Annotated in this window: 25 protein-coding genes, 1 pseudogene and 1 riboswitch; of the genes and pseudogenes, 13 read left to right on the top strand and 13 right to left on the bottom strand. The window is 73.7% G+C overall.

All coding sequences use genetic code 11. The annotated features are described in order from the left end of the window. Nucleotides 1–3: 3 nt before the first annotated feature. Both ACFYYW_RS37560 and ACFYYW_RS37555 read right to left on the bottom strand, forming a co-directional pair. Nucleotides 4–2,241 carry an Orn/Lys/Arg decarboxylase N-terminal domain-containing protein gene (locus ACFYYW_RS37560; protein ID WP_387656353.1) on the bottom strand — a complete coding sequence of 746 codons (2,238 nt, stop codon included), beginning with the start codon at nucleotides 2,239–2,241 and terminating at the stop codon, nucleotides 4–6. Nucleotides 2,242–2,376: 135 nt separating this feature from the next. Beyond that, on the bottom strand, nucleotides 2,377–2,841 hold the full coding sequence (locus ACFYYW_RS37555; RefSeq protein ID WP_387656350.1) for a winged helix-turn-helix transcriptional regulator: 465 nt from the start codon (nucleotides 2,839–2,841) through the stop codon (nucleotides 2,377–2,379). Between the two features lie 93 nt (nucleotides 2,842–2,934). Here ACFYYW_RS37555 and ACFYYW_RS37550 point away from each other — a divergent pair, with 93 nt between their 5' ends. Beyond that, nucleotides 2,935–3,315 carry a PPOX class F420-dependent oxidoreductase gene (locus ACFYYW_RS37550; protein WP_364418609.1) on the top strand — a complete coding sequence of 127 codons (381 nt, stop codon included), beginning with the start codon at nucleotides 2,935–2,937 and terminating at the stop codon, nucleotides 3,313–3,315. On the opposite strand, the gene ACFYYW_RS37545 is transcribed toward ACFYYW_RS37550, so the two are convergent. Beyond that, nucleotides 3,284–4,387 (bottom strand): hypothetical protein, encoded by a 1,104-nt coding sequence (locus ACFYYW_RS37545; RefSeq protein ID WP_387656347.1) that lies wholly within the window; start codon nucleotides 4,385–4,387, stop codon nucleotides 3,284–3,286. The genes ACFYYW_RS37550 and ACFYYW_RS37545 overlap by 32 nt on opposite strands. A 120-nt stretch (nucleotides 4,388–4,507) precedes the next feature. Here ACFYYW_RS37545 and ACFYYW_RS37540 point away from each other — a divergent pair, with 120 nt between their 5' ends. Together ACFYYW_RS37540 and ACFYYW_RS37535 are read left to right on the top strand one after the other, a co-directional pair. Continuing rightward, nucleotides 4,508–5,620 (top strand): sensor histidine kinase, encoded by a 1,113-nt coding sequence (locus ACFYYW_RS37540; RefSeq protein ID WP_387656344.1) that lies wholly within the window; start codon nucleotides 4,508–4,510, stop codon nucleotides 5,618–5,620. Then, nucleotides 5,617–6,246, top strand: a complete 630-nt coding sequence (locus ACFYYW_RS37535) for a response regulator transcription factor (RefSeq protein WP_352330396.1) — start codon at nucleotides 5,617–5,619, stop codon at nucleotides 6,244–6,246. Before ACFYYW_RS37540 ends, ACFYYW_RS37535 begins: the two co-directional genes overlap by 4 nt. 31 nt (nucleotides 6,247–6,277) lie before the next feature. On the opposite strand, the gene ACFYYW_RS37530 is transcribed toward ACFYYW_RS37535, so the two are convergent. Continuing rightward, nucleotides 6,278–7,054: a class I SAM-dependent methyltransferase gene (locus ACFYYW_RS37530; RefSeq protein WP_387656341.1), complete on the bottom strand. Its 777-nt coding sequence runs from the start codon at nucleotides 7,052–7,054 to the stop codon at nucleotides 6,278–6,280. Nucleotides 7,055–7,159: 105 nt separating this feature from the next. Here ACFYYW_RS37530 and ACFYYW_RS37525 point away from each other — a divergent pair, with 105 nt between their 5' ends. Then, nucleotides 7,160–7,702, top strand: a complete 543-nt coding sequence (locus ACFYYW_RS37525) for an RICIN domain-containing protein (protein WP_387656338.1) — start codon at nucleotides 7,160–7,162, stop codon at nucleotides 7,700–7,702. A 43-nt stretch (nucleotides 7,703–7,745) separates the two neighbouring features. Here the strand turns inward: ACFYYW_RS37525 and ACFYYW_RS37520 are convergent, their stop codons facing one another. Beyond that, the gene (locus ACFYYW_RS37520; protein ID WP_352330390.1) at nucleotides 7,746–8,351 is read right to left on the bottom strand and encodes a TetR/AcrR family transcriptional regulator; all 606 of its coding nucleotides are present in this window, start codon (nucleotides 8,349–8,351) and stop codon (nucleotides 7,746–7,748) included. Nucleotides 8,352–8,420: 69 nt separating this feature from the next. Between ACFYYW_RS37520 and ACFYYW_RS37515 the strand changes: the two are divergent. After that, nucleotides 8,421–9,938 (top strand): annotated as a pseudogene (locus ACFYYW_RS37515) (FAD-dependent monooxygenase); the annotation flags it as partial. 47 nt (nucleotides 9,939–9,985) lie between these two features. Here ACFYYW_RS37515 and ACFYYW_RS37510 read toward each other — a convergent pair. Together ACFYYW_RS37510 and ACFYYW_RS37505 are read right to left on the bottom strand one after the other, a co-directional pair. Beyond that, nucleotides 9,986–10,306, bottom strand: a complete 321-nt coding sequence (locus ACFYYW_RS37510) for a multidrug efflux SMR transporter (protein ID WP_352331556.1) — start codon at nucleotides 10,304–10,306, stop codon at nucleotides 9,986–9,988. Between the two features lie 2 nt (nucleotides 10,307–10,308). Beyond that, a complete protein-coding gene (locus ACFYYW_RS37505; RefSeq protein ID WP_387656335.1) occupies nucleotides 10,309–10,956 on the bottom strand; it encodes an FMN-dependent NADH-azoreductase in 648 nt (215 codons plus the stop codon). Nucleotides 10,957–11,069: 113 nt separating this feature from the next. Between ACFYYW_RS37505 and ACFYYW_RS37500 the strand changes: the two genes are divergently transcribed. Further along, nucleotides 11,070–11,690, top strand: a complete 621-nt coding sequence (locus ACFYYW_RS37500; RefSeq protein ID WP_387656333.1) for a TetR/AcrR family transcriptional regulator — start codon at nucleotides 11,070–11,072, stop codon at nucleotides 11,688–11,690. Nucleotides 11,691–11,706: 16 nt separating this feature from the next. Here the strand turns inward: ACFYYW_RS37500 and ACFYYW_RS37495 are convergent, their stop codons facing one another. Beyond that, nucleotides 11,707–12,681, bottom strand: a complete 975-nt coding sequence (locus ACFYYW_RS37495) for a hypothetical protein (RefSeq protein WP_387656331.1) — start codon at nucleotides 12,679–12,681, stop codon at nucleotides 11,707–11,709. A gap of 108 nt (nucleotides 12,682–12,789) precedes the next feature. Further along, nucleotides 12,790–13,734: an alpha/beta hydrolase gene (locus ACFYYW_RS37490; RefSeq protein WP_387656328.1), complete on the bottom strand. Its 945-nt coding sequence runs from the start codon at nucleotides 13,732–13,734 to the stop codon at nucleotides 12,790–12,792. Nucleotides 13,735–13,929: 195 nt separating this feature from the next. Next, nucleotides 13,930–14,135: riboswitch (cobalamin riboswitch) on the top strand. A gap of 128 nt (nucleotides 14,136–14,263) precedes the next feature. On the opposite strand from ACFYYW_RS37490, the gene ACFYYW_RS37485 reads away from it, so the two are divergent. Next, nucleotides 14,264–16,738 carry a ribonucleoside-diphosphate reductase subunit alpha gene (locus ACFYYW_RS37485; protein ID WP_387656325.1) on the top strand — a complete coding sequence of 825 codons (2,475 nt, stop codon included), beginning with the start codon at nucleotides 14,264–14,266 and terminating at the stop codon, nucleotides 16,736–16,738. Further along, complete coding sequence (locus tag ACFYYW_RS37480) at nucleotides 16,720–17,751, top strand: ribonucleotide-diphosphate reductase subunit beta (protein WP_387656322.1); 1,032 nt, start codon at nucleotides 16,720–16,722, stop codon at nucleotides 17,749–17,751. The genes ACFYYW_RS37485 and ACFYYW_RS37480 overlap by 19 nt, the downstream gene beginning before the upstream one ends. A gap of 56 nt (nucleotides 17,752–17,807) precedes the next feature. On the opposite strand, the gene ACFYYW_RS37475 is transcribed toward ACFYYW_RS37480, so the two are convergent. After that, a complete protein-coding gene (locus ACFYYW_RS37475; RefSeq protein WP_387656319.1) occupies nucleotides 17,808–18,104 on the bottom strand; it encodes a DUF4287 domain-containing protein in 297 nt (98 codons plus the stop codon). 105 nt (nucleotides 18,105–18,209) lie between these two features. On the opposite strand from ACFYYW_RS37475, the gene ACFYYW_RS37470 reads away from it, so the two are divergent. The 3 genes from ACFYYW_RS37470 (at nucleotide 18,210) to ACFYYW_RS37460 (ending at nucleotide 20,494) form a co-directional block, all read left to right on the top strand. After that, the gene (locus ACFYYW_RS37470) at nucleotides 18,210–19,055 is read left to right on the top strand and encodes an acyl-CoA thioester hydrolase/BAAT C-terminal domain-containing protein (RefSeq protein WP_387656316.1); all 846 of its coding nucleotides are present in this window, start codon (nucleotides 18,210–18,212) and stop codon (nucleotides 19,053–19,055) included. Nucleotides 19,056–19,137: 82 nt separating this feature from the next. Further along, complete coding sequence (locus ACFYYW_RS37465) at nucleotides 19,138–19,644, top strand: GNAT family N-acetyltransferase (protein WP_387656313.1); 507 nt, start codon at nucleotides 19,138–19,140, stop codon at nucleotides 19,642–19,644. A 133-nt stretch (nucleotides 19,645–19,777) separates the two neighbouring features. Continuing rightward, nucleotides 19,778–20,494, top strand: a complete 717-nt coding sequence (locus ACFYYW_RS37460) for an alpha/beta hydrolase (RefSeq protein WP_387656310.1) — start codon at nucleotides 19,778–19,780, stop codon at nucleotides 20,492–20,494. A 278-nt stretch (nucleotides 20,495–20,772) separates the two neighbouring features. Here the strand turns inward: ACFYYW_RS37460 and ACFYYW_RS37455 are convergent, their stop codons facing one another. From ACFYYW_RS37455 to ACFYYW_RS37445, 3 genes are read right to left on the bottom strand one after another with little or no spacing between them, the layout of a single operon-like run. Further along, entirely contained in the window at nucleotides 20,773–21,414 is a 642-nt protein-coding gene (locus ACFYYW_RS37455) for an NAD(P)-dependent oxidoreductase (RefSeq protein ID WP_387656307.1), read from the bottom strand. Continuing rightward, a complete protein-coding gene (locus tag ACFYYW_RS37450) occupies nucleotides 21,411–22,235 on the bottom strand; it encodes an SGNH/GDSL hydrolase family protein (RefSeq protein ID WP_387656304.1) in 825 nt (274 codons plus the stop codon). The genes ACFYYW_RS37455 and ACFYYW_RS37450 overlap by 4 nt, the downstream gene beginning before the upstream one ends. Nucleotides 22,236–22,287: 52 nt before the next feature. Continuing rightward, nucleotides 22,288–23,064, bottom strand: coding sequence for an SDR family NAD(P)-dependent oxidoreductase (locus ACFYYW_RS37445; protein ID WP_387656301.1), 777 nt, complete (start codon nucleotides 23,062–23,064; stop codon nucleotides 22,288–22,290). A 69-nt stretch (nucleotides 23,065–23,133) separates the two neighbouring features. On the opposite strand from ACFYYW_RS37445, the gene ACFYYW_RS37440 reads away from it, so the two are divergent. Together ACFYYW_RS37440 and ACFYYW_RS37435 are read left to right on the top strand one after the other, a co-directional pair. Continuing rightward, a complete protein-coding gene (locus tag ACFYYW_RS37440) occupies nucleotides 23,134–23,601 on the top strand; it encodes a MarR family winged helix-turn-helix transcriptional regulator (RefSeq protein WP_387656298.1) in 468 nt (155 codons plus the stop codon). Between the two features lie 122 nt (nucleotides 23,602–23,723). Further along, entirely contained in the window at nucleotides 23,724–24,479 is a 756-nt protein-coding gene (locus ACFYYW_RS37435) for a sigma 54 modulation/S30EA ribosomal C-terminal domain-containing protein (protein ID WP_387656296.1), read from the top strand. The last annotated feature ends 45 nt before the right edge of the window (nucleotides 24,480–24,524 follow it).

Below are 24,524 nucleotides of genomic sequence, written 5' to 3'. Positions count from 1 at the left end.
CCGTCAGGCGCGGAGGACCTCCACCTGGTAGCGGCCCTCGGTGTCGCGGTGGGCGCCGTGGATGTCGGTGGCCAGGTCGGGGAAGGTGCGGTCGAAGTCCTCCAGGGCCCGCAGGTAGCTCAGCAGCGGGCCGTCGGCCGCGCCGGTCGCCTCGCCGGGCATCAGCATGGGGATCCCGGGCGGGGTGACCACCACGGTCGCCGCCACCACCCGCCCGGCCAGCCGGTCCAGCGGGACCCGCTCGGTACGGGAGCGGATCATGGCCTGGTAGACGTCGGCGGGCGTGGCGACCGGCTCGGGCAGCGCGGTGAAGACCTGGTCGAGCAGCGCGCCCACGCCCGAGTCGCGCAGCTTCGCGTGCACCCGGCCGCAGAACGCCCGCAACGACACCCCGGACGGCCCGAACCCGGGCAGCACGTCCGCCAGCGCCCGGTCGCCGTCGTAGGCGTTCTTGAAGTCGGTGAGGGCGTCGATCAGCGTGCCCCACTTGCCCTTGGTGATGCCCATCGAGAACAGCACCAGCAGCGTGTGGTCGCCGGTCTTCTCCACCACGATGCCGCGCCGCTGCAGGTAGGCGGCCACGATCTTGGCCGGGATGCCCCACTCCTGCGTGCCCTCGGCCGCGTCGGCGCCGGGGCAGGTGATCGTCACCTTGACCGGGTCGAGCAGGGCGTAGTCGTCGCGCATGCCGTCGAAGCCGTGCCAGGCGGCGCCGGGCTCCAGCACCCAGCAGCGCGGCTCCGAGCACAGCAGCGCCGGGTCGGCGTCGGCGAAGGGCACGGCCCGGCCGGTGTGCGGGTCGGGCACCGAGGGCGGCTGCCAGAGACCGAAGAACCAGCCGGGCCGGCGGCCGTCCTCGCGGATGCGGGCGGCCAGCCGGGTCATCGCCTGCCGGAACCGGACCGCCTCGACGATCGCCTCGCCGGTCAGGAACGACCCGGAGGGGCCGTCCATCATCGCCGCGGCCACGTCGAGGGAGGCGATCATCGGGTACAGCGGCGAGGTCGAGGCGTGCATCAGGTACGTCTCGTTGAACGCGTCGTAGTCGACCGGCGCCCGCGGCGAGGGCCGGACGTGCAACATCGCCGCCTGCGACAACGCGGCCAGCAACTTGTGCGTGGACTGCGTGGCGAACACGGTGGGACGCTCAGGGCCGGGCAGCGTGCGCTCGTCGACCGACATGGCGTAGCGGCGGGAGTAGAGCGGGTTGAACCGGCCGTAGGCGAACCACGCCTCGTCGAAGTGCAGCCGCGGCACGGTGGGGCCCAGCAGCTCGGCGACCCGGACCGCGTCGTAGCAGACGCCGTCGTAGGTGGAGTTGGTGACGACCGCGTACGCGGGGTCGCCCGCCGCGAGCGGATGGCCGGCCACCCGCGCCCGGACCGCGGACGCCTCCAGCGCGGCGGCCGGGATCGGCCCGGCCAGCCCCAGCCCGTTGCGCTCGGGAACCAGGTAGACCGGCCGGGCGCCGCTGATCGCCAGCGCGTGCTGGATCGACTTGTGGCAGTTGCGGTCGACCAGGACGGTGTCGCCGCGGGCGATCGCGTGGTGCCCGACGATGCGGTTGGCGGTGGAGTTGCCGTTGACCACGAAGAACGTGCGCTCGGCGCCGAAGACGCGGGCCGCGTTGTGCTCGGCCTCGCCGATCGGGCCGGTGTGGTCGAGCGGCGAGCCCAGCTCCCCGACGGAGATCGACAGGTCGGTGCGCAGCAGCCGTTCGCCGTAGAAGTCGAAGAACGCCCGGCCGACGGGCGACTTCAGGAACGCCACGCCGCCCGCGTGCGCCGGGGTGTGCCAGGAGTAGGGGTGATGGTCCTCCAGGTGCAGCAGCGCGCGGAAGAACGGCGGGAGGATCTGGTCGGCGTACTGCTCGGCGGCGTGCGCGATGCGCCCGGCGATGAACTGCGGGGTGTCCTCCAGCGGGAAGACGTAGCCCTGGATGACCTCGTACACCCACAGCGGGAGCTCCTGGTCCTGGGTGATCAGGAAGACCGGCAGGCCGCGGAAGCGCTTGGCCACCGCGGCCAGCAGGTCTTCGGCGCCGGGCGCGTCCCAGGCCGCCAGGATCGCCGTGAGCGAGGCGTCGGACCCGACCACCGCCAGGGCGTCGGCCGTGCGGCGGGTCCAGCGCACCTGGAGGCCGAGCTCGCCCATCTCGGCGCACACCCGGCGGATCTGCTCGGCGAGCGCCGAGTCGGCGTCGGGGTGTTCGGTGACGGCGGCCAGAACCGTTCGCTCCATACGGCACTCCGTGATCGATCAGGGACGACAGGTTTCCCCGATCGTAACGCCAAGGAACGGCAAAGACACGGTAAGTGACGAAAGCCTGTGGGTGTGGCTCGAGCTCCCTGGCCGCCGGCGGCGACGGCCGCCGATTCACCCGGGGTCGCGTTCTGCCGCGCCGGGGCCGGGCAGCAGGTCGACGTCGCCGGCGTGCATCGGCGCGCCGCAGTGGGCGCAGCGCAGCTCCACGGCGCTGATCTCGCCGCAGGCGTGGTGGCGGTAGAGCACGGCCGGCCCGGCCTCGCCCGCGAGCCATCTGTCACCCCATCCGGCCATGACCATGAGCAGGTCGACCAGCTCGGCGCCCTTGGCTGTCAGGTGGTATTCGTGGCGCGGCCGCCGGTCGTAGGGGCGGCGTTCGAGCACGCCGTGGCCGACGAGGTGGGCCAGCCGTTCGGTCAGCACCTTGCGGGAGATGCCGAGATCGGCCTGGAGCTGGTCGAACCGCCGCACCCCGGCCCACACGTCCCGCAGGATCAGCGGCGACCACGGCTCGCCGATCACGTCGAGGGTGCGGGCGATGGAGCAGGCCATCTCCGCGAAGTTCGTGCGCTGCATGAGGCCACTCTACCTCTTGGGGTTCCCTGAAGGAACTCCGGATGCTACGGTTACGGAGTCTCCTCAAGGAACTCAACAGACCCGGAGAGAACCATGAACCTCGACCCCGACGTGCGCGGCGTGCTCGACGGCACCCCCATCGCCCACCTCGCCACCGTCCTGCCCGACGGCGCTCCCCATTCCGTCCCGGTCTGGATCGGCACGCACGGCGACCAGGTCGCCATCCTCACCGGCCCGCGCTCCCGAAAGGCGCTCAACCTGCGGCGCGACCCGCGGGTCGCGCTCTCCCTGACGCCGCCCGGCGACCCGTTCCGGCCGGTGCTCGTCAGGGGCAGGGTCGTGGAGTGGGTCGAGGGAGAGGCGGGCTGGGAGATCGTCGACCGGATCGCCGCGAAGTACATCGGCGGCCCCTACTCGCGCGCGGAGGAACGGGTCGTCCTGCTCATCGAGCCCGAGCGGCAGAGCGCGGGCTGACCCGCGCCGCCGGGTGCGGGCTCTCCCGGCGACGCCGGTGGTAGCAGACGGCGGCGGTGGCCAGCGCGGCGCCCCACACCGGCCAGAAGCACTCCGGCAGCCAGGCTCCCCACTCCTCCAGGGCGAACCGGCCGGCCACGGTCCAGCGGATGTAGGTGAGCCCCGCCACGGTGATGATGATCGAGACGAACCCGGCCGGGACGACCGCCAGCAGCGGCGGCACCCGCCGGCCGCGCAGCCCAGGGATCCAGCGCGGGAACACCTCGCCCCACCGCTGCACCAGCCCGAGGGTCAGCACGCCGCCCAGCGCCCCGAACGTCGCCAGGTACGCCCCCGCCAGCCACAGCCCGTCCTCGCCCTCGGCCAGGAACTCCGCGCTCACGCCGAGCGGGATGCCCAGTGCCCAGGCCCACCGGGTGGCGCAGTAGACCAGCGGCACCGCGACCGCCACGCACACCGCGATCCGCCCGCGCGCCGGGGTGAACCAGTTCCCGCGCCCCCGCCCGTGGTCCCGCGCGGCGGCGGCCAGCAGCAGGCCGCCGAGCACGCACACGAGCTGGTTGAGCACCGGCCACGGCCAGGCGTCGGCGAACGTCGCGCCGCCCAGCCCCCAGCCGAACAGGGGCGCGACCAGGAGCAACGGCGTGTAGGCGACGCCCATCATCAGCCGCGAGTCCGGAACCACGAGCACCAGCAGCACGGCGATCGGCCAGGCCAGGACGACCGGCACCCGCCCCCATGCCCCCTTCGCCGGGCGCCCACCACCCCGGGGGCCCGGTTCGGGTCGGCGCGGTGAGGGGCCGTTCGGCTCGGGTCGGTCCGTCGGGCGGGCGTGGGTGCGGCGGGTCAGGGCCAGTGCCGTCGCGGCGGTCACGGCCGAGAACGCCGCGATCCACCAGCCGAACGGCGGCGCCGTGCCGGCCAGGATCGACAGCGCGCCGTCGGGGTCGGGATCGTCGGCTCCCCAGGGGTAGCCGGGCGCCCCGAGCGCCCACGCCGCGCCGAGCAGGCCATAGGCGACCGCCCACAGCGCCGCCGCGTACCCGTACCGGCCGGAAGTGAAGATCGTCATGACGACGAGCCTTCCAGCGCCGGCGTCCGGCGGGCAGATGCCGTTCGGCACCTCCCGCCGGTCGTGGCAGTGCCGTTCGGCACATGGGGGCACGCGGCGCGGGCGCATATCGTGTCCCGGGTGAACGTGCTGTGGATGGTCGCCGCGTCCCTGCCGGCGGCGGTCGCCGTCGCCGTGGCGGCGATCGGGTTGTTCCTGGCCGGGAGCAGGGCCACGTGGCTCGCCTGGCTGATCCTTCCCGCCGCGGGCGCGTCGCTGGCGGTCACGGTCCTGTGGCGGGCCGCCGGGGGGCCGTCCACGCCGGTCGCCGGCGCGCTGGGCATGGCCGAGAGCGCGGCGCTGACGGTCGCGGCCGGGCTGGTCGTCAGGTACGCGCCGGTCCGCCGGGCCGTGCCCGCGGCGCTCCTGGCCGGGCTCGCCGCGGCCACCTGGCTGCCGCGGGTCTTCACGCCGGCCTCCGCGCTGGAGGCGGTGGGGGCGTGCGCGTTCTGGGGTGCGGGCGTGCTGGCGGGCGCGGCCGTGGGCGCCTACCTGCGGCTGCTCGACGTACGGCAGCGGCGGGCAGTGGCCGGCAGCCGCACCCTCCTGCGGCTGCGGCTGGCCGGCGACCTGCACGACTTCCTCGCCCACGACATCAGCGAGATGGTCGCGCACGCCCAGGCGGGCACCGTCGCGGGCGATCCGCTGCGGGCGCTGGAACGCGTCGAGGCGGCCGGTCAACGGGCCCTGTCCACGCTCGACCGCACGCTCGACATGCTCCACCACGACCGGCCCCTCGGCCCGTCCGGCGACCTGGACGGCATCGCCGAGGCCGCCGCGCGCTTCTCCGCCGCCGGTCCGGCGCACGTCGGCGTGCGCATCGACCGCGCGGCGGACGTCCCGGCGGAGACGGCGGCGCTGGCCTACCGGATCGTGATCGAAGGGCTGACCAACATCCGGCGGCACGCGCCCCGGGCCGGCCGCGTCGAGCTGTCCGTCACGGCGCCGGGCGACGTCCTGGAGATCACGCTGACCAACGACGGGACGTCCGGCGCGGCGGGCCGCCGCCGCGGCGGCTCGGGCCTGCCCGGCCTGGCCGCGCTCGTCGCCGAACAAGGCGGCGAGCTGGTCGCGGGGCCCGTGCCGGACACGGGGCCGGACAGGCGGGGGCCGGACACGTGGGGGCCGGACGGGCGGGGGCCGGGCGGGTGGTCGCTGACGGCGCGGCTGCCGCTGCGACAATCTCCCGGGTGAGCATCCGCATCCTCGTCGCCGACGACCAGGAGGGCATCCGCGACGCCTTCCGCCTGATCCTCGACGCCCAGCCCGACCTGAGCGTGGTGGCCGAGGCGGCCGACGGGCGCACCGCGATCGACACCGCCCTCGCCGTCCGGCCGGACGTGGTGCTCGCCGACGTCCGCATGCCCGGCGCCGACGGCATCGAGGTGACCCGCGCCCTGTCCGGCACCGGCATCCACGTGGTGGTCGTCACGACGTTCGGGCTGGAGGAGTACGTCCGGGCGGCGCTCGGGCACGGCGCGGCCGGGTTCGTGCTGAAACGTTCGGGCCCCGCGCTGCTCGTGGAGGCCGTCCGGGCGGCCGTGAACGGCGACATGCTCATCAGCCCCGAGCTCACCGTGAGGCTGCTGCGCGGCAGCGGCCCGCAACGGGAGGTCTCGGACGTGGTGCTGACCGAGCGGGAGGACGAGATCGTGGCCCTGGTGGCTCAGGGACGGACCAACGCGGAGATCGCCGCCGAGCTCTTCCTGTCGCCGGGGACGGTGAAGAACCATGTCGCCGCGGTCCAGCGCAAGATCGGCGCGAGGAACCGGGTGATGATCGCGGGATGGGCGTGGGCGACCGGCAGGGCCCAGCCGTGACGGGGCGCGCCCGTCCGTGCCGTGCCGCCGGTCAGGGGAGGTGGCGGGCCAGGTAGAGGGCCGTCTCGACGTTCAGGGCGACCTGCTCGCCGAGCGTGTCGAGGAGCGAGCCGAACAGGTTGTCGCGCACGTCCTCGGCCAGGATGCGGTAGGACGACTGGGTGGACAGCAGGGCGACGTAGTCGGCCGCCGAGAGCGTGCGTCCCGACCGGTAGAGGCGGGTGCCGAGGTCGCCGAACTCGGGCGGCAGCCCCATCTCCCCGGCCCACTCGCGGGCCCCGGCCTCCTCGCCGATGGGCCTGCCGATCGGGCCGGTGTTGGGCCTGATGTGCGGGGCGAACCGCTCGTGGGCGGCCAGCAGCCGCGCGGTCACGTCCTCGTCGGCGGGCCAGTCGACGTTCCAGAACAGGGCGAGCCCGCCGCCCGGGGCCAGCGCCGCGGCGGCCCGCCGCCAGCGCACCTCCTCGTCGACCCAGTGCCACGCCTGGGCGCAGTACAGCAGGCCGAACGCCCGCTCCGGGACGTACTCCTCGAACGTGGAGACGGTGACCGTCACGTTCGGCCGGCCGGCGGTCCGCCGGGCCAGCACGGCGGCCATGGCCGGATCCGGCTCGGTGGCCACGATCTCGACGCCGCTCGCCGCGAACAGCTCCGTCGCCTTCCCCGTGCCCGCGCCCACCTCCAGCGCGGGCCCTCCGGCGTAGGCCAGCACGTCCGCGGCCAGCTCCGCCGGGTAGCCGGGCCGGACCCTGTCGTACTCGTCGGCGACCTCGCCGAAGACCCTTCCTTGAATCCGTTGTGTTGTCATGTGCCCGATCCTCATTCATGATCGTCCAGGCGCACAACCCCGCCGGCGCACATTGAGTACGCGCTACTCAGGCGGTACGAACCCCGCGGCCGCACGCTTGGGCGCATGAAGAGACACCTCCTTCGCCCGGCGGCCGTCGCCGCCCCGCTGCTCGTCCTGGCTCTCACCGCCGCCCCGGCGCCCGCGTCGGCCGCGTCCGTCTGGGCCGCGTCGAACGTCCAGCTCGTCAACCGGCAGACCGGCAAGTGCCTGACCATCGCCGGGGGCGTCAGCACGGAGAACAACGTGCACGCCGTCCAGTACGACTGCGACAGCCACCCCTCCCGCCGCTGGGACGTCTGGGGCTACTCCAGCGCGGCCCTGCAGGTCAGGAACCGCCAGACCGGCAAGTGCCTGACCATCGCCGGCGGCGTCAGCACCGAGAACAACGTCGTCGCCCTCCAGTACACCTGCGACACCCACCCCTCGCGCTACTGGGCGCTCGGCAACCGCGTCGGCCAGTACGTCGAGTTCCGCAACGTGCAGACCGCCAAGTGCCTGACCATCGCCGGCGGGGTGAGCACCGCCAACAACCTGGAGGCCGTCCAGTACACCTGTGACGGGCACCCGTCCAGGTTCTGGGAGATCCGCGACTACTACGGGAGCTGACCGGCTCGCCGTCACGGGGAGGCGGTCCCCTGGTGACCGCCGGTCAGCCGGGGGGCGCGCCCAGCAGGGGCAGCCACACCTCGTCCACGATCTCGGCGATCGACTCCTCCGGCACCCGGCGCATCGTGACGAGCATGTCGTGCCGGAGCAGGTCCAGCGGCAGGTTCACCACCCTGGACGAACGCGGCACGTCGGGCAGCTCGCCGCGCTCGACCGCCCGGCCCACGATCGTCTCGAACGCGGTCGCCCGGCCGGGCGGCAGCAGCGTGTCGCGCAGCTCGGTGAGGCTGGTGCCGGCTTCCCGGAAGTAGTCGGCGAGCTGCACGCTCATCAGCGTCAGCATGCCCGCGCGGTCGTCGCCGGCGTTGCGCAGGAACCCGACGGCGTCCTCGCGGAGGCTGCCGGTGTCGGGCACGTCGATCAGCCGCCAGAACTTGGCGAGGGTGGCCAGCAGCAGGTCGTCGCGCCGGGGCCAGCGCCGGTAGAGCACCGGTCGGCTGGTGCCGGCGCGGGCGGCGACGGCCTCGAAGGTGAAGCCGTGGTAGCCGTGCTCGACCAGGACCTGCCAGGCGGCGTCGAGGATCGCCTCCTCCAGCGCGGGGCCGCGACGGCGGGACGCGCCGCCGGGGGCACGGTGCTTGAGATTCACTTGCGTATCTTAACTCGGGGCCCTACGGTGGCCGGAATTAGATACAGCCCTGTACCCAAAGGACCGTCCATGATGTTCGACGTCATCGTCGTCGGCGCCGGGCCCGCCGGCCTCTTCCTCGCCTGCGAGCTGCGCCTGGCCGGCGTGCGGCCGCTGGTGCTGGAACGACGGCCGGAGCCCGACCTGTCGGACAAGGCCCACGGCCTGGCCGGCCAGGTCGTCCGGCTGCTGGACCACCGCGGCCTGTACGAACGCTGCGGCGGCCGGGGCGTCCCGGCACCGGCGCCGGGCTACTTCTTCGGCGGGATGCCGTTGCCGCTGCACACGCTCGGCGAGGCCAACCCGATGTACCTGCTGCCCTGCGACCAGCGCGACCTCGAACGCGTGCTCGCCGCGCGCGCGGCCGAACTGGGCGCGGAGGTGCGGCGCGGCCAGGAGGTGATCTCCTTCGGCCAGGACGCCGACCGGGTCGAGGTCGTGACCCGCGGCCCCGGCGGCGCCGAAACCACCCTCACCGCCCGCTACCTGGTCGGCTGCGACGGCGGCCACAGCATGGTCAGGAAGGCTGCGGGCATCGGCTTCCCCGGCGTCAGCGACGACCACGTCGTGGACCGCTCGGCCCTCATCGGCCCGAGCGAGCACTTCCGGGTCCTGCCCGGCGGGCGCGTCCTGATCGAGGGGCTCGGCGAGATCCCCGCCCACTTCCACCGCACCGATCGCGGCGTCTTCACCCTCCTGGCCCACGACCCGCGGCGGCCGCTGATCAACACCGCCGAGTGGGAGGAGCATCCGGCGGGCGGCTTCCCGGGGCCGGGCGCGCCGATGACGCTGGCCGAGATGGAGAAGAGCGTCGAACGCGTCCTCGGGGTGCGCCTGCCGCTGAGCCCGCCGCCCGAGGGAGCGCCGGTCATGCTGCGCCGGCTCTGCGGGCGCAACACCCGGCTCGCCGACCGCTACCGCGCCGGACGCGTCTTCATCGCCGGCGACGCCGCCCAGGTGAGCCACGGGCCCACCCTGAACCTGGCGCTCCAGGACGCCGCCAACCTGGCCTGGAAACTCGCCGCCACGCTCCGGGGGCAGGCCCCGGAAGGGCTCCTGGACAGCTACGAGACCGAGCGCCGCGCGTGCGCGGAACGCGTGGTCACCCAGACCCTGGCCGCGACCGCCCTGCTGGCGCCCGGCGCCGAGGTCACCGCGCTACGACGGCTGTTCGCCGAGCTCCTGGGCCGTGCGGAGAACCTGCGCGTGATCGCCGAGCTGATGGCGGGCGGCGACGTCCGCCACGACATGGGGGAGGAGCGGCCCGCCGGGCCCACCGGCTGGTTCGCGCCGTCCCTGGCGCTGACCACCGGCGACGGGCGGTCGTGGCGCCTGGCCGAGCTGATGCGCGACGCCCGCCCCCTGCTCCTGGACCTGACCGGCGGCGACGCGCTGGCCGCCGCCGCCGCGCCCTGGCTCGGCCGGGTGCGCCACGTGGCCGCCACCGCCGCCGCCGGCGCTCCCGCCCCGGCGCTGCTCGTCCGGCCCGACGGCTACGTCGCCTGGGCGGGCGCGGGCCCCGACGGCCTCAGGGCCGCCCTCGCCCGCTGGTTCGGCCCGAGCTTAGCCCGGCCGCCCGCCCGGAGGGGGAGGGGTCACTCCGGGCTGGTGACGCGGGCCAGCACGATGCCGCCGACGATCAGCGCCAGCGCCGCCATCCGGCCGATCGACAGCGGGTCCTTGTGCACGACGACGCCCAGGGCGATCGCGCCGACCGCGCCGATGCCGGTGAAGACCGCGTACGCGGTGCCGACCGGGAGGGTCTTCATCGAGTACGACAGCAGCCAGACTGCGGCCACCATGAGGACGAAGCAGATCAGCGTGGGCAGCGGCCGGGTGAAGCCCTGGGTGGGCTTGATGCTCTGCGCCCAGGCGATCTCGACCAGCCCGGCCAGCCCGAGGATGAGCCAGTTCATCGTCAGAACTCCTTCCCCAGGTCGCGGGCGCCGCGCAGCGCGGCGGCGTACAGCTCGTCGTGCTGGGCGCGCAGGTGGAACAGGCCGGGGTCGATGCGGGAGTTGGCCAGCTCGGCGGCGACGACGGTGGTGTCCTCGACGGCGAAGTGGCCGGCGAAGAAGTCACGCAGGTAGCGCTCCTGGTAGTCGAACCTGGCCTTGGGGGCGCCGGGCGAGTAGGCCCCGCCTCGGGCGGTGGTGACCACGAAACGCCGCCCGGTCAGGGACATCTTGGGGAAGGTCACCTGGTCCAGCCACGCCTTGAGCGCCGACGGGATCGAGTAGTTGTACATCGGGGTGGCGATCAGCACCACGTCCGCGGCCACCAGCTGCGACAGCAGCGGCTCGACGATCGCCCAGGCGGCGGCCTGCTCCGGGGTGCGGGCGGCCTCGTGGTAGCGGGAGATGTCGGTGATCTGGTTGGCCATGACGTAGTCGCACAGCTCGGTCCACGCCTCCCCGATGTGCGGCACCGGCTCGGCGGCCAGGTCGCGGTGGACGTAGGTGCCCTCGGGGTGGGCGGACCGCCACGCCTCGGCGAAGGCGTCGCCGAGCTCGCGGCTGATGGAACGGCGTCGGGCGCTGGCGTCCAGGTGCAGCAGAACGGCCATGGGAGGGGCTCCTCGAACTAAGTGGACATGACGTCCGGTTTGCGGTCGAGGTGACCGTAGCAACTAAGTGGGCACGTTGTCCACTTACGTCGTGGTGGGTTAGAGTCGCCGCCATGGAGTCCCGTACCGAGTTGCTGACCGGACGTCCCGTGGCGGAGGCGAGCCGCCCGCGGGAGCGCGCCGACGCCGCCCGCAACCGCGCCAAGGTGCTCGCCGCGGCGGCCGAGCTGTTCGCCACCCGCGACCCGCGCGGCGTGACGATGGACGACATCGCCAAGGCCGCGGGCGTCGGGCGCGGCACGCTCTACCGCCGCTATCCCGACACCGTCTCGATCGCGCAGGCCCTGCTCGACGAGCACGAGCGCGCGCTGCAGGAACGCCTGCTGCGCGGCGACCCGCCGCTCGGCCCCGGCGCGCCCCCCGCCGACCGGCTTGCCGCCTTCTACGCCGCGATGGTCGGCCTGCTGGACGAGCACATCTCGCTCGTCCTGGGCGCCGAGCAGGGCGCCCTGCGCTACGCCACCGGCGCCTACGGGTTCTGGCGGGCGCACGTGCGGGTGCTGCTGACCGAGGCGGGCGTCCCGGAGACCGAGGCGCTGGCCGACATCCTGCTCGCCCCGCTCAGCCCCGACGTCTACGCCGAGCAGCGCAGGCGCGGCCTCACCCCCGGGCAGATCGGCGCCGCCCTGGCCCGGCTGGCGCACGGCATCGTCGCCCGGGACGCCGGGCGCTGACCGCGCCGGCGGCGGCTCACCCCCAGGCCGCCGCCTTGTCGTACGGGTCGACGTTCCTGAAGGCCATCCCGACGATCTCCTCGACGTCCTCGTCGCCGTAGGCGCCGGGCAGGGCGAGGCCGAGGCGTTCGAACAGCGCCCGCACCTCCTCGACCGTGGGCGAGAACGACAACGTCACGTCCTCGGCGCCCCGCAGGTTCAGCGGGCGCGCCTGGCGGAGACTGGCGTGCAGCTCGGTGGCCCAGCAGTCGAGGGCGAGCGCGTTCCCGGTGATGACGGTGGCGGGGAAGCCGGGCCCCCGCTGCGTGATGAACATGTGGCGGGAGGACAGCTCGTAGCGGAACGTCGAGGCGATCGAGGAGAACCCGATCTCGATGTCCAGGAGCTCGTAGCGCTGGTGATGCCAGCAGGCCGACAACACGGTCGCGTACAGCTCCCTGCGGGTGCCGTCGGCGGTCCAGGTCAGCTCCGGGCTGTCGTCGTCCAGCGCCAGGCTCCGGTGCAGGCGGACGAACCGCTCGCACAGCGCGAGGTCGTCCGGGTCCAGGATCTCCAGCCGGACCAGCAGCGCCCGCCGTCCCTGACGGGCCTTGGCCAGGCATTCGGGCAGCGTCACCGCGCGCACGTACGCGCCCGTCGAGCCCTTGAAGATCCACCGGTCGGTGTCCCCGCGCGCCTGCGCCAGCACCCGGTTGAACTCCTCGCCGCGCACCAGCCGGACCGCCGACTGCTCCTGGAGCAGGGACGGCAGCAGGTCGAGCTTGCGATCGGCGGCGAGCACGGCCCGCTCCACGGCGTTCTCCGCCGACTGCGCCCGCGTCCGGCTGCGCAGCATGACGAACGCGAGCACCGCCAGCGTGGCCACGGTGGCGTTGCTGACGGCCTCCGCGGTGGCGATGCCCGCGACGTCCAAGATGCTCACGACGACCGCCACCGCCAGGGCGACGAGGATGTCGACGTTGACGCCGATCCAGGCGAGGATGCGCTTCACTGACCGTCCCATCGCGAGGGGCCACGGGGTGACACCCCGAATCATGAAGCAGAACCCGGCGCCGCGCGAGGGGCCGGGTCGTCCTCGCCTGCCCGCTCCGGTCGCGGGTTACGCGGTGAGGGCGTCGCGGAGGAAGCCCAGGATGTCCGCCCGCGCGTCCTCGGCCTGGGGGGCCAGCACCGGCATGCTGAGGAAGGCGTGCCCGGCCTCGGGGTACTCGGCCAGGCGGGTGGGGGTGCCGGCGGCCCGCAGCGCCTCGGCGTAGCGGCGGCCGTGGTCGGCGATCGGGTCGTGGGTCGGCACCGCCACGAGCGCCGGGGCCAGCCCGCCCAGGTCGTCGGCGTACAGCGGGGAGAGCGCGCGGGCGTCCGTCCCCTCGGGCACGGCGAGCCGGTGGAACAGCCGCAACACCGGCACGCTGAGCGTCGGGGTGTCGGCGTACTGGGTCATCGAGGGGTGGTCGAACATCGTCCCGGCCACCTCCACGGCGGGGTTGACCAGCACCTGGGCCTTCAGGGGCAGACCGGCGTCGCGGGCCCTGATCGCGGCCAGGGCGCAGATCAGGCCGCCGCAGCTCTCGCCGAACAGGACGGCCCGCGCCGGGTCGACGCCCCACTGCGCGGCGTTCTCCAGCACGTGCCGGAGCACGTCCCAGCCGTCGTCGGCGGCGGCGGCCAGCGGCGTGCGCCAGTCGAGCAGCCGGTGGTCCACCGAGACGACGACGGCGGGCAGGTGGGCGGCCAGGTGGCTGTTGACCCAGTCGCTCTGCGGCGCCGTGCCGACGAAGCCGCCCCCGTGCACGTGCAGCACGAGCGGCAGGGCGTCCCCCGGCTCGGCCGCTCGGGGCCGGTGGACCCGGACGCGGATGTCGCGGCCGGGCAGCGCCACCGTCCGCCAGTCGACGGCGGCGCCGGGATCCGGCCGGCCGGTGATCGCCTGTGCCTCGACGGAGGCGCGCAGCCGGTTCTCCGCCTCGACGTAGGCGGCCAGCTCGGCGGGGGTGACGGTGTCCCAGTCGGGCGTGACCGGACGCAGGCCGGTGGTCTCGCTCATGCTCGTCTCCTCAGGTTTTCGCTACTTGAAGTATCGATACCTAAGGTAGCGAAAACGGGGCATCGCGGGCCTATGACGTCGATCACAATCGGGCCGCCAGCCTCGCGGGCGCGGCCCCGTGGCGGATGGCCGGATCGGAGCGTGGGTTCTTCGCAACACGAGATGTTGGGTGTGACTTTTTGATCCGCCCTATATATGGTGTCTCCCGCAGCCGGTTCGGTCGCCCCGCCAGGGCGGCCGAGGCAAGAGGGAACCCGGTGGGAATCCGGGACTGCCCCGCAGCGGTAAGTGGGAACGAACGCCGTCAGACGCACTGGGCCGAAGGCCCGGGAAGCGACGGCCAGTAGGCAGCGACAGCATGCCCACGAGTCCGAAGACCTGCCGGCGCGCCGCGCGCGATCATGCGCGCGCGGCTGGTCCGAGACCGCGCGGGACGGTGGACGGCACCGGCGAGAGGGCTGTGGCGCCTCGCCGTCCGCCTCCTGCGCGCGTTCTCGGCCGCTGACCGAGTTCACGAGGGGAGAGCGCAGTGACGGTCACAGGGGACCCGATGACGGACCTGGCCGCGACGGCGCGGGCGGACGCCGACAGGTCCGCGCCGCGGCGCGTCCAGATGCAGGTGCGCAAGCGCAACGGCACCGCGGAGCCGGTCGACGTCAACAAGATCGTACGTGCGGTGGAGCACTGGGCGACCGATCTGACGGACATCGACCCGATGCGGGTGGCCACCAAGACGATCAGCGGCCTCTACGACGGGGCCACCACCGCCGAGCTGGACCGGCTGTCCATCCAGACGGCCGCCGAGATGATCGGCGAGGAGCCGCAGTACTCGCGCCTGGCCGCGCGGCTGCTGTCGGGCTACATCGACAAGGAGGTCCGCGGGCAGGGCGTGGCCTCCTTCAGCCAGGCGATCCGGCTGGGCCACGCCGAGGGGCTCATCGGCGACGAGACCGCCGAGTTCGTCAACGCCAACGCCCGCAAGCTCGACGACGCCATCGACGTCACCGCCGACCTGCGGTTCGAGTACTTCGGGCTGCGGACGGTCTACGACCGTTACCTGCTGCGCCACCCGTCCACCCGGCTGGTGGTGGAGACGCCGCAGTACTGGCTGCTGCGCGTGGCCTGCGGGCTGGCCGAGACGCCCGCCGAGGCCGTCGGCTTCTACCGGCTCATGTCGTCGCTGGCCTACCTGCCCAGCTCGCCGACGCTGTTCAACTCCGGCACCCGGCACACCCAGATGTCCTCCTGCTACCTGGTCGACTCGCCCCGTGACGAGATCGGCTCCATCTACGACCGGTACGCCCAGGTGGCGCAGCTGTCGAAGTTCGCCGGCGGGATCGGCATCTCCTGGTCGCGGGTGCGCTCCCGGGGCGCGCTGATCCGCGGCACGAACGGGCACTCCAACGGCATCGTCCCGTGGCTGCGCACGCTCGACGCGTCGGTGGCCGCCGTCAACCAGGGCGGCCGGCGCAAGGGCGCGGCCTGCGTCTACCTGGAGCCCTGGCACCCCGACGTCGAGGAGTTCCTGGAGCTGCGCGACAACACCGGCGAGGACGCCCGCCGCACCCACAACCTCAACCTGGCCAACTGGATCCCCGACGAGTTCATGCGCCGGGTCGAGGCCGACGGCACCTGGTCGCTGTTCGACCCCGACGAGGTCCCCGAGCTGCCCGACCTGTGGGGCGAGGCGTTCGAGGAGGCCTACCGCGCCGCCGAGCGCGACGGGCGGTACGTCCGGCAGATCAAGGCCCGCGACCTGTACGCCAAGATGATGCGCACCCTGGCCCAGACCGGCAACGGCTGGATGACCTTCAAGGACGCCGCCAACCGCCTGTGCAACCAGGCGGCCGAGCCCGGCAACGTGGTGCACCTGTCCAACCTGTGCACCGAGATCGTCGAGGTGTCCAGCGACGCCGAGACCGCGGTCTGCAACCTGGGCTCGGTCAACCTCGCCGCCCACCTGACGGGCACGGGGCAGGCAGCGGCCCCCGACGGCGGCATCGACCGCGGCATCGACTGGGAGCGGCTGCGCGCCACCGTCCGCACCGCGGTCACCTTCCTCGACCGGGTGATCGACATCAACTACTACCCGAGCGAGCAGGCCGCGGCCAGCAACCCGCGCTGGCGCCCGGTCGGCCTCGGCGTGATGGGCCTGCAGGACGTCTTCTTCGCGCTGCGCCTGCCGTTCGACTCGGCCGAGGCCAAGGAGCTGTCCACCCGGATCGCCGAGGAGATCTACCTGTCGGCGCTGGAGACCTCCGCCGGCCTGGCCGAGCGCTTCGGCGCCCACCCCGCCTACGACCAGACGTGGGCGGCCCGCGGCCGGCTCCAGCACGACCTGTGGGGCCAGAGCGGCACCCAGGCCGGGCGCTGGGACGCGGTGCGCGAGCGCATCGCCGCCCACGGCCTGCGCAACTCGCTGCTGATCGCGATCGCGCCGACCGCCACCATCGCCTCGATCGTCGGCTGCTACGAGTGCATCGAGCCGCAGGTGTCCAACCTGTTCAAGCGCGAGACGCTGAGCGGGGAGTTCCTGCAGATCAACAACGCGCTGGTGGCCGAGCTGAAGTCGCGCGGCCTGTGGAACGACCGCGTCCGGGCGGCCATCAAGCAGGCCGAGGGCTCGGTGCAGGGCATCGCCGAGCTGCCGGAGGACGTACGCCGGCTGTTCCGCACCGCCTGGGAGCTGCCGCAGCGGGCGCTGATCGACATGGCCGCCGCGCGCTCGCCGTTCATCGACCAGAGCCAGTCGCTCAACCTGTTCATGAGCGCGCCGACGATCGACAAGCTCTCCTCGATGTACCTGTACGCCTGGAAGTCCGGCCTGAAGACCACCTACTACCTGCGCTCGCGCCCGGCCACCCGCATCCAGCAGGCCACCGTGCCCCTCACGCCCGCCGCGCCCACCGCGCCCTCCGCGCCCTCCGCGCCCCGCGCGAACAAGTCCGAGGAGGCCCTGGTGTGCTCCCTGGAGAACCCCGAGTCGTGCGAGGCCTGCCAGTGACCCCCGAGGAGAACCCGATGTTGCTCGACCCGGGCATGAGCCTGACCCTGCGGCCCATGCGCTACCCCCTGTTCTTCGACCGCTACCGCGACGCGATCAAGAACACCTGGACGGTCGAGGAGGTGGACCTGCACTCCGACCTGAACGACCTGCCCAAGCTGTCGGCGGCCGAGCGCCACCTGGTCAGCCGCCTGGTCGCCTTCTTCGCCACCGGCGACACGATCGTGGCCAACAACCTGGTGCTCAACCTCTACCAGCACGTCAACGCGCCCGAGGCGCGCCTGTACCTGAGCAGGCAGCTGTTCGAGGAGGCGGTGCACGTCCAGTTCTACCTGAACCTGCTGGACACGTACGTGCCGGACGAGGAGGAGCGGTTCGCGGCGTTCGCGGCGGTGGAGAACATCCCCTCCATCCGGCGCAAGGCCGAGTTCTGCTTCCGCTGGATCGACTCCATCGGCAGCCTCCAGCGGCTGGAGACCCGCGAGGACCGGCGGGCGTTCCTGCTCAACCTGATCTGCTTCGCCGCCTGCATCGAGGGCCTGTTCTTCTACGGCGCGTTCGCCTACGTCTACTTCCTGCGCTCGCGCGGCCTGCTGAACGGGCTGGCCTCGGGCACCAACTGGGTCTTCCGTGACGAGTCCATGCACATGGCCTTCGCCTTCGACGTGGTGGACGTCGTCCGGCAGGAGGAGCCGGACCTCTTCGACGAGGAGATGGCCCGCCAGGTCAGGGAGATGCTGGCCGAGGCGGTCGACTGCGAGGCGCAGTTCGCCGAGGACCTGCTCGGGCAGGGCGTGCCGGGCATGTCGACGGCGGACATGCGCGCGTACCTGGAGCACGTGGCCGACCGGCGGCTGGCCCAGCTCGGCGTCGAGCCGCTGTACGGGTCGAAGAACCCGTTCGCGTTCATGGAGCTGCAGGACGTGCAGGAGTTGTCGAACTTCTTCGAGCGGCGGGTGTCGGCGTACCAGGTGGGGGTGACCGGCTCGGTCAGCTTCGACGCCGACTTCTGACCCTTACCGATCTCCAATGTAAAGCCGTCCGGCGGTGGTCACCCCCGCCGGACGGGTCAGGCGGGGCCGGGACGGTTGTCCTTGCCGTCCAGCCAGAGGACGTCGGACTCGTCGCGGTGGGAACCGGTGCCGCCGACGTGCTTGGCGTCGATCTGCGGCCCCTTCTTGATCACGTGGACGAGGGCCATGGCGTGGCCGCGTCCGAGGTCGTAGTCCTGCTTGAGCCAGTCGATGATCGTGCCGGCCTTGGTGGACGGGGCGTCGAAGCCGCGTTCCTTCGCCAGGGCGATGAACTGACGGGGGGTCAGGCCGGTCTTGCCCTCGATGTTGTCCAGGTAGGCCTGGAAGGACATGGTGTTCTCCGCTCGTCATGGGGTGTTACGGCCATGATGCACCATTTCGAGGGGCACGCCGTCTCAGTAGAATGCCGTTCCGCCGAGTGCCGAGGGGTGACGGTGATGGACGAGCGTGAACTGAGCTCCCCGTGGGAAGGCGTCCTGGTCACGCCGGGCCCGGCCGTCCGCACGGGCGTGCTCGTGCTGGCCGGGTCGAGCGGGCGGATCGAACGGGACAGGGCCCGCCTGCTGGCCGCGGAGGGGGTGACCGCGCTGTCGATCCGCTGGTTCGGCGGTCCGGGCCAGCCGCCGGGCATCTGCGAGATCCCGCTGGAGACGTTCGTGTCGGCCGTCGATCTGCTGGAGTCCACCGGCGTCCGGCGGGTCTGCGTGCTGGGCATGTCGAAGGGGGCCGAGGCCGCGCTGCTGACCGCCGTGCGGGATCGGCGGGTCGGCGGGGTGGTGGCGCTGTCGCCGACCTCGGTCGTGTGGGGCAACGTCGGGCCGGGGGCGGACGGGGAGAAACGTCCCTACCGGTCGTCGTGGACGTGGCGGGGGCAGCCGCTGCCGTTCGTCCCGTACGACGACGACTGGGCCGAGGCCGAGCCCGAGCACGGCCCGCTGGCCCTGCGCGAGCTGTACGAGCTCAGCGAGCGCACGTTCGCCGACCTGTTGCCGGCCGCGGAGATCCCGATCGAGGCGGCGGCGGCCGACGTGCTGCTGGTGGCGGGCGGCGATGACGCCATGTGGCCGTCCCTGCCGTTCGCCGGGCGGCTGGCCGCCCGGCGTCGTGCCGCCGGCCGCCCGGTGCGGGTGGTCAGCCGGGCCGAGGCGGGTCATCGCCCGCGACTGCCGGGGGAGGGGCCCGCCCCCGAGTCGCCGGACTTCCTGTACGGGGGCGACCCGGTCGCCGACGCCGGGCTCGGAGCCGACGCCTGGCCGCACATCCTCGACCTGCTGCACGGCTGACGCCCGCGGGTCGCCTGCGATGATCGTCTTCTGCTAGTTTGTACCTTCCGGCCGGATGTTGCATCTGGCCGAGAGTGCTTGTATGACCATTTCTGCGGTAAACGTGCGGCCCGTCGAGGCCGCGGACCACCCCACCGTCGAACGCCTCTGGCTCATGTTCCGCCACGACATGGCGGACTTCCAGGGCGGCCTGCCCGACCCCGACGGCACCTACCACGGCGACCGCCTGCGCACCGCCCTCGAGGGCGACGACTGGACGGCCTACCTGTTCACCAGCGGCGACCGGCCCGTCGGGTTCGCGTTCGTCCGGGCAGCGGCCGGCCCGGTCCGGGTGCTGAACAGCTTCTTCGTGGTCCGCGGGGCACGACGGTCCGGGATCGGGCTGCGGGTCGTCCGGGAGGTGATCTCCCGGCACCCGGGGCCGTGGCGGATCGCCTTCCAGGACGCCAACACGGCGGGCGTGGCGTTCTGGCGGCGCGTCGCGACCGAGTTCGCCGGTGAGGCGTGGACGGAGGAACGCCTGCCCGTCCCGAACCGCCCGGACGTCCCGCCGGACGTGTGGATCTCCTTCACCGCCGCCGAAAACTGATGGTGTGGTACGTTTTGCCACGCATTCGAGCTGAGGAGGTGAGACCGATCAACGTTGTGACAGGTCGGGGCTCCCTCACGCGCATCGCCTAGGGAGCGCCCGCACAAGGCATCCCGAAAGGCTCAGGACGCGCATGCGTTTTCTCTCCCGGACGTCGGCCGACGGCGTCATCGAACGATCCTTCACCCTAGGCGACGTCCCCGGCGTCCTGTGGACCCCACAGGACGCCGACCCCCGCGGCCTGGTCCTGATCGGGCACGGCGGCGGGCAGCACAAGCGGGCCCCGGGCGTCGTCGGACGCGCGCGCCGGCTGGCGGCCGAACGCGGCCTCGCGGCGGCGGCCGTCGACGCGCCGGCCCACGGCGACCGGCCCCGGAGCGCCGAGCACGAGCGGATCATCACCGCCATGCGGGAGCGGATGGCCGGCGCGGGCGACCCCACCCCGCTGCTGGCCGAGCTGCACACGCTGCTGGCCGCCCGGACCGTGCCGGAATGGCGGTCGGTCCTGGACGCGCTCGGCGACCATGGACCGGTGGGTTACTGGGGCGTGTCGCTGGGCTGCGCCCTGGGGATCCCGCTGGTGGCCGCCGAGCCGCGGATCGGCGCGGCCGTGCTGGGGCTGAGCGGCACCTCGCTCGCCTCGGCCCAGGCCGCCGCCGCGATCACCGTCCCGGTGCGGTTCCTGCTGCAGTGGGACGACGAACGGGTGCCCCGGGCCGAGGCCCTGGCCCTGTTCGACGCCCTGGCCTCGGCCGAGAAGACCCTGCACGCCAACCCCGGCGGGCACGCCGACGTGCCGGACTTCGAGATCGACAGCGCCCTGCGCTTCCTGGCCGGCCGGCTGGGCTGAGGCCGCCGCCGGCCGGGAGGTGGCGGCCGGCCACGCCCACGACGCCGTCGGGGACGAGCACGCCGAGCGGGCCGAGCGGGACGTCGGAGTTGCCCGAGGTGGCCGGCACGGAATGCACGACGAACCGGGACGGATCGAGCGTGGCGAGGGCCTCGTGCACCAGCCGGCTCTTGCCGGCGCCCGGCGGGCCGGTGATCGCCAGCGCGCCGGGCGCGGGATCGCGCAGGGCGGCCGTGACGCGGCCCTTCGCCAGGGTTCGCCGCGGCTCGCCGGAGAAGTCAGGAGCCGCCGGCGATCTCGACGACGGCGTGGCGGTTGTGCTCGTCGGCGAGGTGGTGGAGCAGGTAGTGGGCCAGGTCGGCGCGGGAGATCGAGCCTGCCTTGGCCAGGGGCGCGTTCTCGGCGGTGCGGTAGCGGCCGGTCAGCGGGCCGTCGGTGAGCATCGGCGGGCGCACGATCGTCCAGTCGAGGTCGTGGGCGGCGGTGACGGCGGCCTCCATGCGTCTCATGTCGGCGTAGCCGTGCCGGTAGAGGCGCTGGATCACGAAGCGGGTGACCAGGCGGCGGCCCAGCGGCGTGCCCGGCGGGATGTCCAGGCCCGCCGACGACAGGCACAGCAGGCGGCGCACCCCGCTGTCGCGCATGGCGGCGATGACGTTGGCGGTGCCCTGGGAGTAGACGGTGGTGGGGTGGGCGCGGTCGGTGCTGCCCAGGCACGACAGCACGGCCTCGTGCCCGGCGACGGCGTCCCGCCAGGGGCCGGGGGTCAGCACGTCGCCGCCGATCACGCTCACCCGCTCGGCCGCCGGGACGCGGGCGGGGTCGCGGGCCAGGACGGTGACGTCGTGCCCGACGGCGACCGCCTGCTCGACCACCTGGCGTCCGGTCCCGCCGGTCGCGCCGAGGACCATCAGCTTCATGCCGCACCGGCCAGGGCCCGTACGACGGCCTCGGCGATCTCGCGCTGGCCCTCGATGCTCAGGTGCACGCCGTCGTCGAGGAAGTGGTGCTCCTCGCGGACGGCGAGCCTGGTGTCCACGACCGGCTCGGGACGGCCCAGCAGGTGGTCGGCGGTGGCGTCGACGTCCTTGCCGGCCCAGGTGATGCCGGCGCGCCGGAAGTGCGGGTAGGCGGCGGCGCGCGGCTCGTCGAAGGGGCTCGGGGTGAGCCAGACCCAGCGGACGGGCCCCCGCTGCTGGGCCAGGTCGTGCAGCATGGCCAGGTTGCGCTCGGTCTCGGCGGCGCTGACCAGCGTCGGCGCGTCGGGGGCCAGGTGCTGGGCATCGTTGGCGCCGATCATGCACAGCACCAGGTCGGGCCGCTGGAAGCCGAGGGCGGGAAGCTGGGTGAGCGCCTGGGTGGTGGTGCTGCCGGAGATCGCCAGGTTGGTGAAGCGGACGGCGTCGCCGGGACGGCGCAGCGCGACCAGCCGGTGCAGGATCTCGAACCAGGACAGGCGGTCGGCGGTGGTGCTCTCGCCGAGGGCCACCACGTGGAAGGCGTCGCGGTCGCCCTCGGGGCGCAGGGGCAGCCGGTCGACGGCGTCGGCGAGGCCGGGCCGGGCCAGCAGCGTCTCGGCGGCCTGCCGGGTCTGGCGGTCGAAGCCGTCCAGCAGCGCGCGGTAGGCGCCGGCGTCGAGGCCGAACAGGGCGGCGAGGCGGGCCTCGTCCGCGCCGATCAGGTACGGCAGGGCGTCGGGCCGCTGGAACCGGACGAGCCGTTCGGTCATCGGATCGGTCATGACATGGCCTCCGTCGGGGCGATGGGTGCGAGGGACGGGCGGAGCGCGGCGTTCATGAGAGCCGTCCGCCGGTGAGGTCGAGGGTCGCCCCGGTCACCCAGGCGGCGGCGGGCGAGGCGAGGTAGAGGACGGCCTGGGCGACGTCGGCGGGACGGCCGACGCGCCCGAGCGGGAACGCCGCGGCGAGCTGGGCGAGCCGCTCGGCGGGCAGCGCGGCGAGCTTGTCGTTGAGCACGGCCGAGGGCGCCAGGCAGTTGACCCGCACGCCGTCGCCGCCCACCTCGGCGGCCAGGTGCCGGGCGAACATGACCACGCCGGCCTTGGCGGCGGCGTAGGCGGCGTTGGCGCCTCCGGGGTGGCGGCCCGCGGTGGACGACATCAGGATGATCGACCCGGCGCGCCGCGCCAGCATGCCCGGCAGGAACTCGTGGACGGTGAGGAACACCGAGGTCAGGTCGGACTCCAGCACGGCGCGCCAGCGGCCGGGGTCGAGCCCCGCGGTCGGCGCGGGCGCGCCCTGCCCGCCGGCGAAGGGGGCCAGGATGTCCACCGGCCCGAGCGCGGCCTCCACCTCGGCGCGGATGCGGGCCAGGACGCCCGCGTCGGTCACGTCGCCGGGCGCGGCCAGCGCCCGGCCGCCCTCGGCGGCGATCGAGGCGACGACGCGGTCCACCGCCTCGATGTCGCGGCCGGTGACCGCGACCCGGACGCCGTTGGCGGCCAGCGCGTGGCAGGTGGCCGCGCCGATGCCGCGGGAACCGCCGGTGACGAGGGCGACCTTGCCCTCCAGTCCGGGATGTCTGGGCCAGTCAGGCCGGTCGGTGGTCATCGCATATTACTTCTCTCTGGAGAAAGGTTCACTCTTGTGAATGGTTCTGTGCGGAGTACAGTATGCGCTGTGTCCGCGTCCCGCAACCGCCCGATGGGCGTCGCCTTCCTGCTCGCGCAGCTCGGCGCGCACGCCGCCGGCCGGTTCGCCGCGCGGGTCGCCGAGCTCGGCCTGTCGCCGTCCGACGTCGGCCTGCTGCGGATGATCGCCCTCCAGCCCGGCCGCAGCCAGCAGTCGCTCGCCGCCGCCCTCGGCGTCGTGCCCAGCCGGGTCACCGCGCTGCTCGACCCGCTCGACCGGGCCGGACTGGTGGAGCGGCGCCGCTCGGCCGGCGACCGCCGCAACCACGAGCTGCACCTGACCGAGCAGGGCGCGAAGGTGATGGAGGACATCAGGAAGACCGCGATGGCGCACGAGGCCGACCTGACCTCGTGCCTCAGCCCCGACCAGCGCGGCCAGCTGCTCGCCCTGCTGGAGCTGGTCGCCGCCGACCAGGGCCTGACGCCGGGCGTGCATCCCGGCTACCGCCGCTCCTGAGGGCCGCCCGCCGCCCGGCGGGCCGTAGGTCCCCGCGCGGCGGGACCTACGGCTCTGGAGCCGCATCCGCCCAGGCCAGAGGCTTGGATCAACATCACCGGATGCGAAGAAGGTGTTCCCGAATGAGGCACAGGCCCATCGCCCTTGACGCCGACGACGTGCAGGTCAGGATCCGCGGCGGCGGCGTGCGCGCGGCCGACGTGCGGCGTGCCCGCCACACCGTGGCCGACCTGACCCGGCTCGCCCACGAGCCGGTGCTCGGCGCGACCGTCAAGCTCGCCGCCACCCCGCAGGTCGCGGGGGAGCGGCGGACGGCCGAGGCCGTGGTGGACGTCCAGGGCCGGCTCATCAGGGCCCGGGCCGGCGCCGCCTCCACCCGCGCCGCCATCCACCTGCTCGGCGACCGGCTGCGGGCGCGGCTGCTGGAGAGCGCCCGGGACTGGGAGAACCGGCGCGGCCGCCACCCCCGGCCGCCCCACCCCGCCCCGCCCGCCGGGGAACGCCGGATCGTCCGGACCTTCACGGCCGCCCGCGCCGTGCCCGACGAGGCGGCGGTGGACCTGGACGACCTCGACTACGACTTCCTGCTGTTCACCGAGACCGCGACCGGCCAGGACAGCGTCATCTACCGCACCGGCGACGGCTACCGCCTGGCCCGGCTCGACCCCCGTCCCGGCCTGCCGGCGCCGACCTGCGCGGCGATCTCGATCAGCCCGCTGCCGGCCCCCCGCCTCACCGCCGCGCAGGCACTCGACCGGCTGGAGCTGACCGGTTTCCCGTTCGTCTTCTTCGCCGACTCCGGCACCGGAGCGGGCTGCCTCCTCTACCGCCGCGACGACGGCGACTACGGCCTGGTGACCACCGCGCACGAGGACTGAGAGCCGGCGCCGCCCCCCGGACCGGGGGCGGCGCCGACCGCTCGA

The organism is Nonomuraea sp. NPDC001831, assembly GCF_042892035.1.
Taxonomy (GTDB): domain Bacteria; phylum Actinomycetota; class Actinomycetes; order Streptosporangiales; family Streptosporangiaceae; genus Nonomuraea.
This window is presented reverse-complemented; position numbering and strand designations above follow the sequence as displayed.